The organism is Nonomuraea longispora, from assembly GCF_004348345.1.
Taxonomy (GTDB): Bacteria; Actinomycetota; Actinomycetes; order Streptosporangiales; family Streptosporangiaceae; genus Nonomuraea; species Nonomuraea longispora.
On the sequence record NZ_SMJZ01000044.1, the window covers coordinates 1 to 13,815 of the forward strand.

The 13,815-nt window shown below is 71.0% G+C and carries 11 protein-coding genes; 6 read left to right on the top strand and 5 right to left on the bottom strand.

Annotation, left to right across the window (positions count from 1 at the left end; all coding sequences use genetic code 11):
• Together E1267_RS44320 and E1267_RS14170 are read left to right on the top strand one after the other, a co-directional pair.
• A partial coding sequence (locus E1267_RS44320) for a MerR family transcriptional regulator (protein ID WP_165959609.1) occupies positions 1–736 on the top strand: 736 nt, incomplete at its 5' end.
• A 75-nt stretch (positions 737–811) separates the two neighbouring features.
• A complete protein-coding gene (locus E1267_RS14170; protein ID WP_132332910.1) occupies positions 812–1,810 on the top strand; it encodes a MerR family transcriptional regulator in 999 nt (332 codons plus the stop codon).
• Positions 1,811–2,075: 265 nt separating this feature from the next.
• Here the strand turns inward: E1267_RS14170 and E1267_RS14180 are convergent, their stop codons facing one another.
• The 4 genes from E1267_RS14180 to E1267_RS14195 all read right to left on the bottom strand — a co-directional run bounded on the left by E1267_RS14180 (position 2,076) and on the right by E1267_RS14195 (position 7,851).
• Positions 2,076–5,195: a S8 family peptidase gene (locus E1267_RS14180; protein ID WP_132332911.1), complete on the bottom strand. Its 3,120-nt coding sequence runs from the start codon at positions 5,193–5,195 to the stop codon at positions 2,076–2,078.
• Complete coding sequence (locus tag E1267_RS14185; RefSeq protein ID WP_132332912.1) at positions 5,192–6,088, bottom strand: CU044_5270 family protein; 897 nt, start codon at positions 6,086–6,088, stop codon at positions 5,192–5,194. The genes E1267_RS14180 and E1267_RS14185 overlap by 4 nt, the downstream gene beginning before the upstream one ends.
• On the bottom strand, positions 6,081–6,686 hold the full coding sequence (locus E1267_RS14190) for an RNA polymerase sigma factor (RefSeq protein ID WP_132332913.1): 606 nt from the start codon (positions 6,684–6,686) through the stop codon (positions 6,081–6,083). Before E1267_RS14190 ends, E1267_RS14185 begins: the two co-directional genes overlap by 8 nt.
• 310 nt (positions 6,687–6,996) lie before the next feature.
• Positions 6,997–7,851: an SDR family NAD(P)-dependent oxidoreductase gene (locus E1267_RS14195; protein ID WP_132332914.1), complete on the bottom strand. Its 855-nt coding sequence runs from the start codon at positions 7,849–7,851 to the stop codon at positions 6,997–6,999.
• A gap of 174 nt (positions 7,852–8,025) precedes the next feature.
• Here E1267_RS14195 and E1267_RS14200 point away from each other — a divergent pair, with 174 nt between their 5' ends.
• On the top strand, positions 8,026–8,955 hold the full coding sequence (locus E1267_RS14200; RefSeq protein ID WP_220449486.1) for a LysR family transcriptional regulator: 930 nt from the start codon (positions 8,026–8,028) through the stop codon (positions 8,953–8,955).
• Between the two features lie 352 nt (positions 8,956–9,307).
• On the opposite strand, the gene E1267_RS14210 is transcribed toward E1267_RS14200, so the two are convergent.
• A complete protein-coding gene (locus tag E1267_RS14210; RefSeq protein WP_132332915.1) occupies positions 9,308–10,207 on the bottom strand; it encodes an alpha/beta fold hydrolase in 900 nt (299 codons plus the stop codon).
• Positions 10,208–10,408: 201 nt separating this feature from the next.
• On the opposite strand from E1267_RS14210, the gene E1267_RS14215 reads away from it, so the two are divergent.
• The 3 genes from E1267_RS14215 to E1267_RS14230 all read left to right on the top strand — a co-directional run bounded on the left by E1267_RS14215 (position 10,409) and on the right by E1267_RS14230 (position 13,811).
• Complete coding sequence (locus tag E1267_RS14215) at positions 10,409–11,569, top strand: pyridoxal phosphate-dependent aminotransferase (protein WP_132332916.1); 1,161 nt, start codon at positions 10,409–10,411, stop codon at positions 11,567–11,569.
• Positions 11,570–11,887: 318 nt separating this feature from the next.
• Positions 11,888–12,772 (top strand): neutral zinc metallopeptidase, encoded by an 885-nt coding sequence (locus E1267_RS14220; protein ID WP_132332917.1) that lies wholly within the window; start codon positions 11,888–11,890, stop codon positions 12,770–12,772.
• 487 nt (positions 12,773–13,259) lie between these two features.
• Positions 13,260–13,811: an RNA polymerase sigma factor gene (locus E1267_RS14230; protein WP_132332918.1), complete on the top strand. Its 552-nt coding sequence runs from the start codon at positions 13,260–13,262 to the stop codon at positions 13,809–13,811.
• The last annotated feature ends 4 nt before the right edge of the window (positions 13,812–13,815 follow it).

The following is a 13,815-nucleotide window of genomic DNA, read 5'->3' on the forward strand; positions in this document are numbered from 1 at the left end:
GCTGGTCGAGCGTCAGGAGCGCGACCTGCGGGCCAGGAGGGCCGTGCTGCGGACCCTGGTCAAGCAGGGCGGCACGGCCGCGCAGGCGGCTCTGATGCACAAGCTCGTGTCGATGTCCGACGAGGAGCGCGAACGTCTCGTCGACGACTTCTGGGACGACGTCAGCGACGGTCTCGACGTCAACCCCGACTTCGTCGGCCGGCTGCGGGAGATACGGCCGCACCTGCCGGAGGACCCCACCGCCGCCCAGCTCGAAGCCTGGATCGAGCTGGCCGACCTGGTCCAGGACGAGGAGTTCCGCGGCGAGGTCCGCTCCTACCTCCAGGACACCTTCTCCACGTCCCCGGGACGGCTCATGGCCGCCACGCCGGTGCAGGACTTCATCTACGGGACAGGTATGACGATCATGGGGGACATCATGGCCGCGTACCGTTCCGGGCTGCCCGCGGACGCGCCACGTTCGCAGGAGCTGGCCGTCCGCCTCGTGGACGCGACCGCCGCGCTCGACGGCCGCCAGGCCTCCGCCTCGTTCCGGCGGGAGCTGGCCGCGAAGTTCGACGAGATCGACGAGTTCCTGCGCGAGGAGGACGACGACGACCCCGGGTCCCGGTTCGACCTCACCCATGGCAGGTACCTGTCGCTGGTGTCCGTGATCAACGGGACGCAGTCCGGCGCGGACGAGGAGATCGTGCCCTTCGCGTGGATCGCGGCGGCCCTTCGTGCTTCGACCCCCTGACGGAGCCTGGAAGGCGGACGCGGTGCGGCGGGCGGGGCTTGAGTCTCAAGCCGGTTGAGACTCCATAGTGGCGGCATGGACGACAACGAGCTGTACCCCATCGGGGACGTGGCCAGGAGGACCGGGCTGAGCGTCAGCGCCATCCGCTACTACTCCGACGCCGGCGTCATCGACCCGACACGTGTGAGCGAGGCGGGCTACCGCCTCTACGACGTCCGCGCCATCGCGCGGCTGGAACTCATCCGCACCCTCCGCGACCTGGACGCCGCGCTGGACGACATCCGACGGCTCCTCGGCGGTGAGACGTCCCTGCACGATCTTCTCGCGACCCACCTGGAGCTGGTCGAGCGTCAGGAGCGCGACCTGCGGGCCAGGAGGGCCGTGCTGCGGACCCTGGTCAAGCAGGGCGGCACGGCCGCGCAGGCGGCTCTGATGCACAAGCTCGTGTCGATGTCCGACGAGGAGCGCGAACGGCTCGTCGACGACTTCTGGAACGAGGTCGGCGAAGGGCTCGATGTGCCGGACGGCTTCGTCGAACGCCTGAGCACGATGCGGCCCCGGTTGCCGGAGGACCCCAGCGCCGCCCAGCTCGAAGCCTGGATCGAGCTGGCCGACCTGGTCCAGGACCAGCGGTTCCGCGCCGCGGTCCGCTCCTACCTCCAGGACGTGTACGGCACCTTCCCTGGGAGCAGCCTGGCCGCCGCGCCGGTGTGGGACTTCATCCACGAGGACGGCGCCAAGATCGGGGAGGAGGTCGTGGCGGCGTACCGTTCGGGGCTGGCGCCGGACTCCCCACGGGCGTGCGAGCTGGTCGTCCGCATGGCGGGCGCCGCCGCCGACGCCATGGGGGCGCAGTCCACGACCGAGCAACGTGAGCGGCTCGCCAGGGCCTTTCTCCTGGTCGAGCAGCTGCGGCGCGAGGACTCCCAGGAGGAGGAGCGGTACGACGCCACCCACGGCAGATACCTGTCCCTGGTGGAGCTGATCAACGGCACCCCTCCCAGCACGGGCGAGGACGATGCCGCGGCGTTCGCGTGGATCGCCGAGGCGCTGCGTGCTTCGACCCGGCAGTGACCCGGAGCTGGTTCGACACTGCTGACAGTCGTGCTGCTCCTCGTCCTGCGCTGCGCCCACTGTGGCGAGCCCATGCACGCCGGCGACGTCGAGCTGCTGCCCGGCCCTGGCGCGGCCGCCTGACCCTGCCCTGCCCCAGTCGGGTGCGTTGGCCATGGTCCGCTCGTCCCGGTGCGGCAGGTGGCCGGACTCAGCAGGGTCTGCTTGTCGCTACACTGCACGCGCCTCCCGGCCAGGGCAGGCCGGGAGGCGCTCAGCGTGAGGATCAGCCGACGGCGTACGCGCGGGTGATCGTCTGGGTCACCCCGTCGCCGGCGGCGTCGGTGACCACCGCGCGGAGGGAGACGTACCCGGCCTGGTCAGGGTTTTGCAGCGTGGCGGTCCATCCGGACCCGGTACGGGTGACCGGGACGGGGCGCCACGTGGCGCCGTCGTCGGCGGACATCTCCAGCCGGATCGATTCCACGTCCGCGTCGGTGGAGCCGGGGTTGCGCTCGACCCGCAACGGCAGGCGGCTGGTGCCGCCCGGCTCGGCGCGGTTCGAGTCGTCCAGGCCCTCCGGGCTGAAGCGGACGGCCATCAGCGGCAGCGGTTGTTCGTCGCCGGTGGTCGCGGACGTGAACGTCCAGGCCGACTCCACCTTCGTGGAGAGCGTGGCCTGCCGGCGCAGCGACGCGGTCAGCGTGTAGGCGCCGGACACCGCGGGCAGGCCGGCCCGCAGGCCGCATCCTGGCGCCTTGTGGACCGAGCAGCCGGCGAGGTCGGCCGTGGCCAGCGTTCGCCCGTCCCTGGCGAGGGTGGCGAGGCCGGTGGCGGCCGAGTCGGAACCCGATCGGCCCTGCCGCCCGTCGGCGAACATTCCCGTCGCGAAGAAGCTCAGCTCGTCACCGGTACGGCTCCCACCGGCCAGCAGGAACGACGGCCCGATGACGGCGGCGTTCCAGACCTCGTCTGTCTCACCCCGCTCGGCGCGTCGCCCGCCGTCGAAGATGATCGAGGTGCCGGTCTGGAGCCCGCTCCCGTAGCTCAGCCCGGGCGTCCGGTAGTGGACGAGCTTGCCGGGCAGCGGGATCTCCCCGACCAGTGAGTCCAGCGACGTGGCAACGGGCTGGCCGATCTCCAGCGTGGCCATCGGCACCCCGGTCACGGCCGTCCCTGGGGCTCGGTAGGTCGCGGTCACCTTCGCCAGATCCTGCTGCCGCACGTTGTGCGAGGGGTCGTCAGGAATGCCCTCGCTGCGACGATCGACGATGGTGTAGACGTACGGGCTGGGGGAGACGTCCTTGCTGAGCCACGTGGTGACGAGGGTGTAGGTCATGCCTGGTTGCCGCGCGGGGACGACGAAGAGCTGGCTGTTGGCGTCCGTACCGCCGCCCGATGCCGCCATGTCCCAGGCCCCATGCTCCAGCCGGAACAGGTAACCGCGTCTGAGCTCGGCGTCCGGGTCGTCGAGTGTGGTCCTGACCGGCTTGCCCCGGCGCGTGTCCACACTCAGCTGCAGGTCACCGTCCTCGACACGGAACGGGGTGGCGGCGAGCGTACTGATCCGGTTTCCGTCGACCGTCTCGGAGACGGAGGCGTAGAGGTTCCAGTCGCCCTTGGGGAGCCGCACGGTGGCGGAGCCGTCCCAAAAGGCCAGGTCATGGCTCTCCCCGGTCTTCGCGTCGTAGATCTCCCCCCGAGGCTCGACGGGCCGGCCCTGCCTGTCGACGGCCGTGACGGTGACGTCGTAGGACTCCGGCTCGACGTAGGCGCCGGCGAGCGTGCGGACCACGGTGTCCCCCGAGGCGGCGGTGACCGTTCCCGGATAGTCGCCTGGTGGCTTTCCGGTGGCGTCGATGGTGACGGTGACGGACGTCTCGCCCTTGGCCGGGACCGTGACCTTGCCGGTCGGCACCTTCAGCACCTCGCCCTGCGCCGAAAGGTCGAGATCTACGGGGGTGTCGCCCACGTTGGCGTACGCGATCGTCCTGGTGGCCACCCGTTCGTCGCCGTCCCACGGGAAGGGCTCCCACAGGTTGGCCTGCTCGGCCACGACCGTCTGCTTCAGCACCCGCGTCAGGTCGGCCAGTCCGGCACCCTGCTCATAGGGCGTGACGCCTTCGGTGGGCGCGGCGCTGCCGATCAGCGCGGCCTTGAGCCGCGCCCCGGTCCAGTCAGGATGGTGCTGGGCCAGGATCGCCGCCGCCCCGGCCACGTGCGGGGTGGACATCGAGGTGCCGCTCATCGATTTGTGGCCGCCCCCGATGGCCGCTGCTGTGATGTCCTGGCCGGGCGCGGTCAGGTCGGGTTTGATCGCGTGGTCGCCCACGCGCGGCCCCCGGCTGGAGGAGTCGGCCATCCGCCCCTGCTTGTCCACCGCGCCCACGGCCAGAGCCGCGTCCGCGCTCGCCGGACTGAACACCGACTGCTTCCTGCCCTGGTTGCCCGCCCCCGCGACGAAGAGCGTGCCGTACTGCTCCGACAGCGTGTTGACCGCCTGCTCGATCGGGTCCAGTTCGAGGCTGTCCGGACCGCCGAAGCTCATGTTGACGACCTTGGCCTTGACCTCGGCGGCCGCCCACTCCATGCCGGCGAGAACGGCCGATTCGGTGATGACGCCGTCGCCCACCTTGCCGATGGCCAGTTCCGCCTCCGGCGCCACCCCGCGGAACCGCTCTCCCCGGCCCGCCGCGATCGAGGCGACGTGGGTGCCGTGGCCGTGGATGTCACGGATGTCGGGAGAGTCGCTGAAGACGCGCTCGTGCGCCACCGCGTCCTTGAGGTCGGGGTGGTCGGGGTCATAGCCGGTGTCGAGGACCGCGACCGTGACGCCCTTGCCCGTGAGCCCCTGCCGCCACGCCTGTGGGGCGCCGATCTGCTTGACGCTGTCTTCCAGGACGGGGGTCCTCTGGCCGTCCAGCCATAACCTGGAACGTCCCGCGGTCAAGGTGCGCGCGCCGCCGGTGAGGTCCCGCCAGGTCCGGGCGGCGCTCGCCTTCGGCACGAGCGCTGCGCTCATTCCCAGGTTGGACAGCCGCCGTGCCCCGGCGAAGCCCCGGGTGGCGGCACCCTGCGAGATCACCGGGATGTCGGACCTCGCAGCGTCGCCGTACCCCCAGGCCAGCAGTTGGGTGACGTCGAACAGCCGCCGGTCGAGCGTCCCCTTCGCGATCAGCGGCATCGCATCCGACGGGATCACGTACAGATGCCCGTCGCGCACCTGGCTCGTGAAGTGCACCTGCCTGCCGGGTCCCGGGTCCACCCGGTGGGCCTTGCCGATGACCACGACCCGGTCACCCGTGATCAGCGTCACCCCGTTCGGCTGTTCCGCGGTTGCCTGCGGTGCCGCGACGCCGGCCGTTCCCGCCAGGAGAACGGCGAGAACCGATCTGCCCGCGATCATGACGTGCCTCGTTCGGTCGCGCCGGGGAAGTCGTCGGTCCACTCGGTGGTCAGCTTGATGAAGTGCCCCCACTTGGCGCCGGCGACCCCTCCGCTGACGGTGGGGAGCATGTTGGCGCGGACCACCCGGGAGGTCTCGGGATCGACGACCAGCCTGATCTCCCGGTCACCGCCGCGAACCATCAGCTCCTCCCCGCCCTCGACCGTGCCCACCCGCTGCACGTCCGGCACTGTGGCCAGAGCCCGGAACGCCGCGGAACGCACCTTCGCCGGCGCGGGCATCTCGGCGATCAGCGAGAGCAGCGGGAAGAAGGCGGGGTCGCGATGGTCGACTGCTTCCGGGACCATCTCGGTGACCTGCTGCTTCAACGCCTCGGGGTCGGTCGGCAACGCCTCGATGTCCTTGACGCTGAGCTCGCCCTGGCCGGGCGCGAGATAATAGCCGGCCGACGGCGCCTTGCTCACGGCCGACCGGTCGCGGCCCGGCACCGGCCGCGTCCACCGCTGCCCGTCCCGCGTGGTCCAGCTCTCGGTGAACAGCCGGCCGCTGTCGTCCTTCTCCTTCCTGACGTGCCAGTAGGCCCCGGAGCCCAGCGGTGTGCGTTCCGCGCTGTCGGCGGCGACGAGCAGGACGTTCCGGGCCGAGAGAGGCGGCGGGGTGTCACCGGCCGGTGGGTTGACGGGCGTGGCCGAGCTTGTGGCGATCACGACGGCGGCCGCCGCCGTGGCCGCTACGACGCCCGCGAGGGGCAGGGCCACGGGAAGCCGGAACCGCTTGCGCGCCGGCGTTCGGGCCATCACGGTCAGCAGCCGCTCCCGCGCCCCGTCCAGGGCCTCCGGTTCGCTCTCGCCTATTTCCGATCGCAGCTTCTTGATCAGGTCAAAGTCATTCATGGTGGCCCCCGCTCATCTCAACCGGATTGACGCCGCCCAGAGCGTGCGCGACCTTGCGGCGGGCCCGCGACAGGCGCGAGCGGACCGTGCCGATGGGCACCCGCAACGCCCGGGCCGTCTCCTCGTACGTCAGATCGCCCCACGCGATCAGCAGCAGCACGTCCCGCTCACCGCGGCCGAGGCCCGCCAGCGCGGCGGCGAGGCGTTGCCGTGTGGCCGAGGCGGAGACTTGGGCGGCCACCCGCTCGTCGAACGCGGCCACCACGGGGTCCTCGCCCGTGCGGGCCAGCGCCCGGTAGGCGCGGGCTTCGGCCCGTCGGTGCAGGCCGATGACGTTGGTGATGATGCCGTACAGCCAGGGCAGCGCCTCCGAGCGGCCGAACTCGTAGCGGTGGCGGGTCGCGAAGGCTCTGGTGAACGCTTCGGCCAGCATGTCCTCGGCATGCTCAGGCCCGAGCCGCCGCACGGCGTAGCGGTGCAGTACGGCGGCGTGCCGGTCGAAGAGCACCGCGAAGCACTCCGGCGTAGACAGCGAGGCTTCGATGATGGAGGAGTCGTTTCTGGGATCCGCCGGTCGAGGGCATGGAGGATCCTTCACGGGGAACTTCCGTTCTGCGGTGGTTGTCACGACTGTCTTTATCCGCAGAGGCTCCCCAAGTTCCCCATGAGCGTGGTGGGGCCCGTGTGCACGGGCGCGTCTACCGGGGTGAGGGCGTGGCGAGCAGGTCGCGGACGGCCGCGTCGATGAAGGCCGCGTCGGTCGGGTTGGCGCCGCTGCCCGACGTGCCTCGACCGCGCCCCCGGGCGGCCGACGCAGCGGCGAGCAGGGCGTGGGTGCTCCGTGAGCGCCCGACGCCCCGCGCGCTCGCCCGGCCAGGGGCCGCGCTCCTGACCGTTCACGGCGGCTGTCAGTCGCCGAGCAGCCTCGGGGTCCACGCGCGTACGGCCTGCGTGACGTCCTCCGTCAGGTACTGGAGCAGGCTGTCGTCGGGAGCGCCTGACGGGCCGATCACCACACCCGCCCCGTGCGAGGGCCCGGTGCACGCGGCCAGGACGGCGGCCCCGGCCTCCGTCACCGGGCGGGTGACCCACTCCTGGACCTGGTCCCAGAGCGGTCGCATCTGCGGTGGCAGGATGTCGATCGTCATCTGCGCCGCGTTGGGCGTCGCGGCGGGTCCCGGATCGACGGCCACGACCTGGATGCCCTGGCCGCCGAGTCGCCCGGCGAGGTCCATCGTGTGGACGAGGTGGGCGAGCTTCGCCCGGCCCGTCGCGGCCATGCCGTAGTAGGGCCCCGGCGGCTCCGCCTCCTCGAACACCGGCTCCGCGGCCATGATGGCGGAGGAGGTGACGTTCACGATGCGGCTGGGCGCGCCGGCATTGAGCGCGTCCAGGAGAGCCTCGGTCAGCACGTACGGCGACAGGTGGTTGAGCACCAGGCTCGCCTCGATGCCGCCGGCGCCCTCCCAGCGCCGGGTCCACATGCCGCCCACGTTGTTGACCAGCAGGTGCAGGGGCCCTTCCGCGGCCAGCCGATCCGCGAGCGCGCGGGTGCCGGACAGGGAGGAGAGGTCGGCGCGCAGGAAACGGCCCGTGGCGCGCCCCGCCGCCTCCTCCAGCCGGGCCGTCGCGGCGGCGCCGCGGTCGGGGTCGCGGCCGACGACGGTGACGTCCCAGCCCTGTGCCGCCAGTCCCGCCGCCGTCTCCATGCCGATTCCGCCGGTTCCCGCGGTCACGACCGCCTTGCGGACATGTTCCGACATGCGTCATCCAATCAAGAGGGTGAGGTGAACGAGTGCCGCGGGTGAGGTCGCGGGCCGGACAGGCTCCGCGCCGCGGCGCCTGTCCAGGACACACCGGCCGCCGGGGGAAAGGAAGGTCCGATGTGGCAGGCAGCCATGTCCCAACGGCATAGGCGCACGTGAGAGACTGCGCGGGTGGCCGATGTGGAGATTCGCCAGCTGCGTTACTTCATCGCGGTGGCCGAGGAACGCAACTTCACCCGAGCCGCCGCGCGGCTCACCATGACCCAGCCCGCGCTCTCACGTGCCATCCGCGCCCTGGAGCGGGACGTCGGCGCCCCACTGCTCGTCCGCGCCCCCGGTGACGTGAGCCTGACTCCCGCGGGTGAGATCCTGCTGGGCGAGGCCAGGACCCTGGTCTCCCAGGCCGGGCACGCCATGTCACGGGCGCGCAGGGCGGCGGGGACGCAGGATCCGCTGACGGTGACAGGGCCCGGCTGCGACGCCTGGCTGCTGAACGAGCTTGTGCACGCGTACGACGAGACCCGGCCGCTGATGCCCGGACGCGTGATGGTCGGCAACGCGGGCGACCAGCTCGACCAGCTGCGCTCCGGTGCGGCCGACCTCGCGCTGCTGCGCGGGTCGATCGACGACGAGACGCTGGAGAGCGTGATCCTGCTCATGGAACAGGTGCACGTGCTGCTCGCGGCGTCACATCCGCTGGCGGGCAGGGAGGCGATCGTCATGGCGGACCTGAGCGACGAGCAGGTGGTGCGCTGGAAGGAAGACAACTTCCGGCACGTCGCCGCCGAGCTCTGGCCGGACGGGCCGCCGGGGCGCCCGGGGCCGGAGGTGAGCGACGGCATGCAGATGCTGGCGGTCGTCCGGCTGGGGCAGGCCGTCGTCCTGTGCACGCCCCGCGCGGCGGCGGCGACGGGATCGGCGGACGTCAGGGCGGTCCGGCTCAGCGACGGGCCGTCGCTGCCGCTGCGCCTGGCCTGGCTGCGTGACCACTCCCAGATGCGGTCCGTACGCAGGTTCGCCCATCACAGCCGGGCCGTCTGCGCGAGGCAGGACGGGCAGGCGGTCAGGGACCTGGCGCGATGGCCGCCGGACCACGGGTGAGCGGTGCGCTCATGAGGCGGCGGCCGTAGTGGCATGAGATCGGCACATCACGTGAAATTCGCTCGACCGGCCGGGCTCGCAGGGCCTGACACTCTTGAGGATCGGCCTCTGTGCCGCGCTGGGGATGGCGACCGCGGACGTGCTCTGTGCGCTGGTCGCGGTCATCGGCGACTCCGTGCTCACCGGCCTCATCGAGCCGATCATGTCCTTCCTGCGGCCGGCGTCTACTTCGCCGCGCTCGTGCTGGGCACCCAGACGGCGATGGAGCCTCCTGAGCAGGCGGTGTTCGTGCTCGCCGCCTTCGCCGCGTCGGCCGGCTGGCAACCGCTGTCGACGGAGCCGCGGGCGGTGTTCAGCCCGTGGCCTGGGCGGCGACGTTTTCGATGGCCTTGACGGCGACGTCGGGCTGGTCGGTGTAGATGTAGTGGCCGCTCTTGGCGGCGGTGCTCAGGTTGCTGTTGCTGGAGAGGGCGAGCCACTTGCGCTGGCCGGCGCTCCACGCCTTCTCCAGTTGCTTGCCGTAGGTGGGGATGGCGGCCAGGTACGGCTGGCCGTGCTGGACGACCTCCACCGGGATGTCGCCGACGGAGCGGACCTCGCCGTCGGCGACGACGAGCTGCTCGGGGTTCTGGCCGGCGAAGATGGCGAGCTGCTGGGCGCGCATCTCGGCAGCGGGGCCCTTGGCCGACTTGGGGATCACGCGGGCGATGTCGGCGGCCATGGTGGAGGGGGTGGCGTCCAGGAGCGCCAGGCCCTTGACGCGGTCCTGGTGGTCGGGTGCGTAGCGGGCGGCGATGATGCCGCCGAGCGAGTGGCCGGCCAGGACGACCTGGTGGTCGCCGGCGATCAGGTCGAGCACGCCGGTGAGGATCTTGCCGGTGCTCGCGAAGTCCTGCGGGCCGGCGGGCTTGTCGCTGGCGCCGGCGCCGGGCCGGTCGTAGGAGCAGACCCGGTTCTTGGCGCTGAGGGTCTTCTGCAGGGCGGCCATCTTGGTCACGTCGTCGCCGCCGCCGTGCATCAGCACGATGACCGGCTTGCCGTCGGCGGCCTCACCCGAGCAGGACACGTTCACCTTCCTGCCGGCGACCGTGATCTTCTTGGTCCCGGAGAACAGGTCGGCCTCGATCTTCTGCTCGGTGCCCGCGAAGGGGTCCCAGTTGTCCAGGGAGTCCCCGTTGCAACCGGCGACCCCCATGCCGAGCACGGTGGTGCACAGTGCGGCCAGGACGGGTGCCTTGAACTTGCCGAGCATGAGGTCCTCCGAGGAGAGCGAGTAGGGGGAGCGGCTCCGAGCGCCGCGGCTACGTCGGTAACGCTACGGATCGGAGGGGTCCCTCTGCGTCCCCGCACGGTGGACATCCGCCTGTAGCTCGCACGGGGGACAAGCCGCCTGACGGCGACGGTTGACCGTACGGCACGACTGCTGTTCCATATATGGAACAGAGGAGGATGTATGACCGTCAGCCGTCTGAGAGAGATTCCCGGCATCGGTGTGGATCTGCTCGGAGACCGGGCCGACCAGGAGAACGACGACACGCTGCTCCGTCTGGAGAACCTCGACACCGACCTCCGCCCCCCGGCGGTGGCCCTGGAGACGACCAAGGCCGCGATCGACCAGGACAGCGCGAACAGCTACCTGCCCTTCCAGGGCGGCGTCACGCTCCGGCAGGCGGCCGCCGCCCACGTCGGCCGGATGGCGGGACGACGCTACGACCCGGCACGTGAGTGCGTCATCACGGCGGGCGGGCTCAACGGAGTGCTCAACACGCTGCTCGCCACCGTCGAACCGGGCGACGAGGTGGTGATGGCCGACCCGATCTACGCCGGGCTGGTCAACCGCGTCAGGCTCGCGGGAGGGGTGCCGCGCTTCGTCCCGCTGGCCGCCTCGGCGGGCGGATGGACCCTGGACCCCGGGGAACTGGCCGCCGCGGTCACCAGGCGCACGGCGGTGGTCCTGATGATGTCACCGGCCATGCCGACCGGGTCCGTGCTCGGGCCCGCCCACTGGGAGGCCCTCTCCCGCGCGCTCGACGGCACCCCGGCATGGCTGCTCTACGACGCCGCCATGGAACGCATCCGCTTCGACGACGCGGAACCGGCGCACCCGGCCCGGCACGAAGGGCTCGCGGCACGCACGGTCACCGTCGGTTCGGCGTCCAAGGAACTCAGGATGATCGGGTGGCGGGTCGGATGGGTCGTCGGCCCGGAGACCATCATGGCCGACGTCAACCTGGTCGGGCTCAGCAATGTCGTCTGCCAGGTGGGGCTCGCCCAGGAGGCGGTGGCCGCGGCGCTGGCCTCTCCTGACGCGGACGCGGACGTGGCGCGGGCGGTCGACGTCTGGCGCGGTCGGTGTGACACCATCCTCGACCAGCTCGCCGGCTACCCGGTGATCCCTCCCGACGGCGGCTGGTCGCTGCTCGTCGACACCTCGCAGCTCGGCATGAGCCCGGCCGAGGCCTCCGAGCGCCTGTTCACGCGCGGCCGGGTCGCCGCCACGCCGATGAACGGCTGGGGGCCTTCCGGAGACCGTCACCTCCGGTTCGTGTTCGCCAACGAGCCGGTCGAGCGCCTTCGCGACCTCCGCTCGCGCGTCGAGGCAGCGTGGGGATGACGGAAGATGTCTATCACGGGGAGCGGCCGGGACACCCGAGTGCACGGTGTGACCCGCTCGACGACCCCGCCTTCCGGTGGCCCGGCGCACCGCGTACAGCAGGCCTGAGACGGCGAAGAGCACCAGGGTGACGACCACCCGCCTCGCGAGGTAGGGGGAGGCGCTCCGCGGTTGTGCGGGTGGGTCGGCGGGCCTCGTATGCGCTGGTCACGCACTCGAAGCGAACCGAAGTCACCAGCCTGCGGCGCGGAATGTTCCCAGGTAATTGACTCAATTTCATCGCAAAATGCATGATCTTGACCTAATCTTGGGGAGATTATGAACGTTTCTCACAGATTCGCGGCGCTCGCGGCTGCCGGATTGACGCTCACGGTGGCCGCGACCTCGCAGGTGTTCGTCCTGCCCAACGCCGCCTCGGCATCGGTGGCATCCGTCAGCCAGGTCCAGCAGGCTGCTCCGTCGGTCGCGGGGGGCGCGGCCGGCGCGCAGAGCGCGAGTGCCTTCGCGAACAAGTCGCTGGCCACCAAGAACCGCATCTACCGAACCGGCCGCCTCACCGACGTGAACTGCCGGACCGGCTCGCTGCCGTCCGGGAGCACGGCAGCGTACAAGCGGTTCCTGACGCGGGTGACCAACTGCCTGAACACGGCGTGGGGCTCGCAGTTCCGCAAGGCACGGCTGCCCTTCTCCAAGCCGCGGCTGCGCATCATCACCAGGAAGGTCAACACGCCCTGCGGCAAGTGGAGCGCCGGTGCCGACGGCTACTACTGCTCCTCCAACCGCACGATGTACATGCTGATCACCCGCAAGCAGCTGCGCCAGCCGTTCCCGCTGGGGATCGCGCGCCTCATGGCCCACGAGTACGGCCACCACGTTCAGCAGGTCTCGAAGATCTGGAGCTACTACTGGACGGCCCGTAACAGGGCCGGCAGCTCGCAGCGCCTCGCGCTCTCCCGCAGGTCCGAACTGCAGGCCGAGTGCTTCTCCGGCGCCTTCATGAGGACCCTGAGGGACGGGCGGCATTTCTCGGACCAGCAGTGGAACTACACCGTGAACTGGTTCCGGCAGAACGGGCACAAGGCCTGGCCGCAGAACGACCACGGCAGAGGGCCGACGCAGGCCAAGTGGATGACCCGCGGCTACAACAGCGGCTCTCCCGGAGCGTGCAACACCTGGGCCGCCTCGGCCCGCAACACCACCTGACCAGATCCTCACGTACGCGTAGAAGGGGGGTCGGGCCCGAAGTGGCCCGGCCCCTTCCTTCTTTGTCAGCGGTGGTCGTTCTCCTTCAGCTCGACGACCCAGGCACGACGCTCGGCGATCTTGCCGTCGCGCATGACGAACACCTCACCGCCGGCGGCTGCCTCCTCGCCGGCGCCTCGCCCGCCTCGGCCACGGCAGCACGCGGGCGTGTACGTCGAGCCCGGCGACTGGGTGCGGGTGCGCTATCTCGCCGGTCGGTGGTCGGTCGACTCCGGCAAGTTCCGTTACGTGTCCTCGGCCGGATATCCCAGGCACATCGCGGTGATCGCGAGGATCAACGACGACATCTACCGGATCGGCCGCAGCAGGTGGATCCAGGCGCGCCAGGCGGGCTTTCTCCAGCTGCGCATCAACGACGTGTCCGGGCCCGGGGTGAGAAACTCCGAGCCGGGTGGTAATCGAGAGGCGGCCGGCGGGACTACTTGGTGTGGACGATCCCGAAGAGCGATTCACCATGCTGTACGACCGGTACTACCGGAACGTGCTGGGCTACGTGCTGCTCAGGGTCGGGCAGAACGTGGCCGAGGACGTGTGCAGCGAGACGTTCCTCGTGGCCTGGCGTCGGCTCGACGAACTGCCCGAGCAGGTGCTGCCGTGGCTGCTCGGCGTGGCCCGCAACAGACTCGCCAAGCATCGCGAGGTGCGCTACCGGCGCACCGACCTGGTGGAGCGGATCGCCGCGCTGACCAGTGAGCAGGAGCACGTCGCCTGGGACGTCGCCGAGCACGTGGTGGACCGGGAGCAGGCTGTCTCCGCCCTGCGCGCCCTTCCCGAGAAGGACGTGGAGGCGATGATCCTGGCCACCTGGTACGGCCTGACGCCCGATCAGGCGGCGACGGTCATGGGCTGCTCGCCGCGGGCGTTCAACGTCCGGCTGCACCGGGCGCGCAAACGGCTCACCGGCAGGCTGCACCAGGAGGCGGGAGCCGCGCGACGACCGGTGCGAGGAACCCCCGGCCTGTTCGCCGAGGAGAGCTGACGTC

Excerpts from the sequence above, each read along its gene's own strand:
- E1267_RS14220 (WP_132332917.1), top strand. The coding sequence starts at position 11,888 with ATGAACGTTTCTCACAGATTCGCGGCGCTCGCGGCTGCCGGATTGACG.
- E1267_RS14185 (WP_132332912.1), bottom strand. The coding sequence starts at position 6,088 with ATGAATGACTTTGACCTGATCAAGAAGCTGCGATCGGAAATAGGCGAG.
- E1267_RS14180 (WP_132332911.1), bottom strand. The coding sequence starts at position 5,195 with ATGATCGCGGGCAGATCGGTTCTCGCCGTTCTCCTGGCGGGAACGGCC.
- E1267_RS14170 (WP_132332910.1), top strand. The coding sequence starts at position 812 with ATGGACGACAACGAGCTGTACCCCATCGGGGACGTGGCCAGGAGGACC.
- E1267_RS14210 (WP_132332915.1), bottom strand. The coding sequence starts at position 10,207 with ATGCTCGGCAAGTTCAAGGCACCCGTCCTGGCCGCACTGTGCACCACC.
- E1267_RS14215 (WP_132332916.1), top strand. The coding sequence starts at position 10,409 with ATGACCGTCAGCCGTCTGAGAGAGATTCCCGGCATCGGTGTGGATCTG.
- E1267_RS14195 (WP_132332914.1), bottom strand. The coding sequence starts at position 7,851 with ATGTCGGAACATGTCCGCAAGGCGGTCGTGACCGCGGGAACCGGCGGA.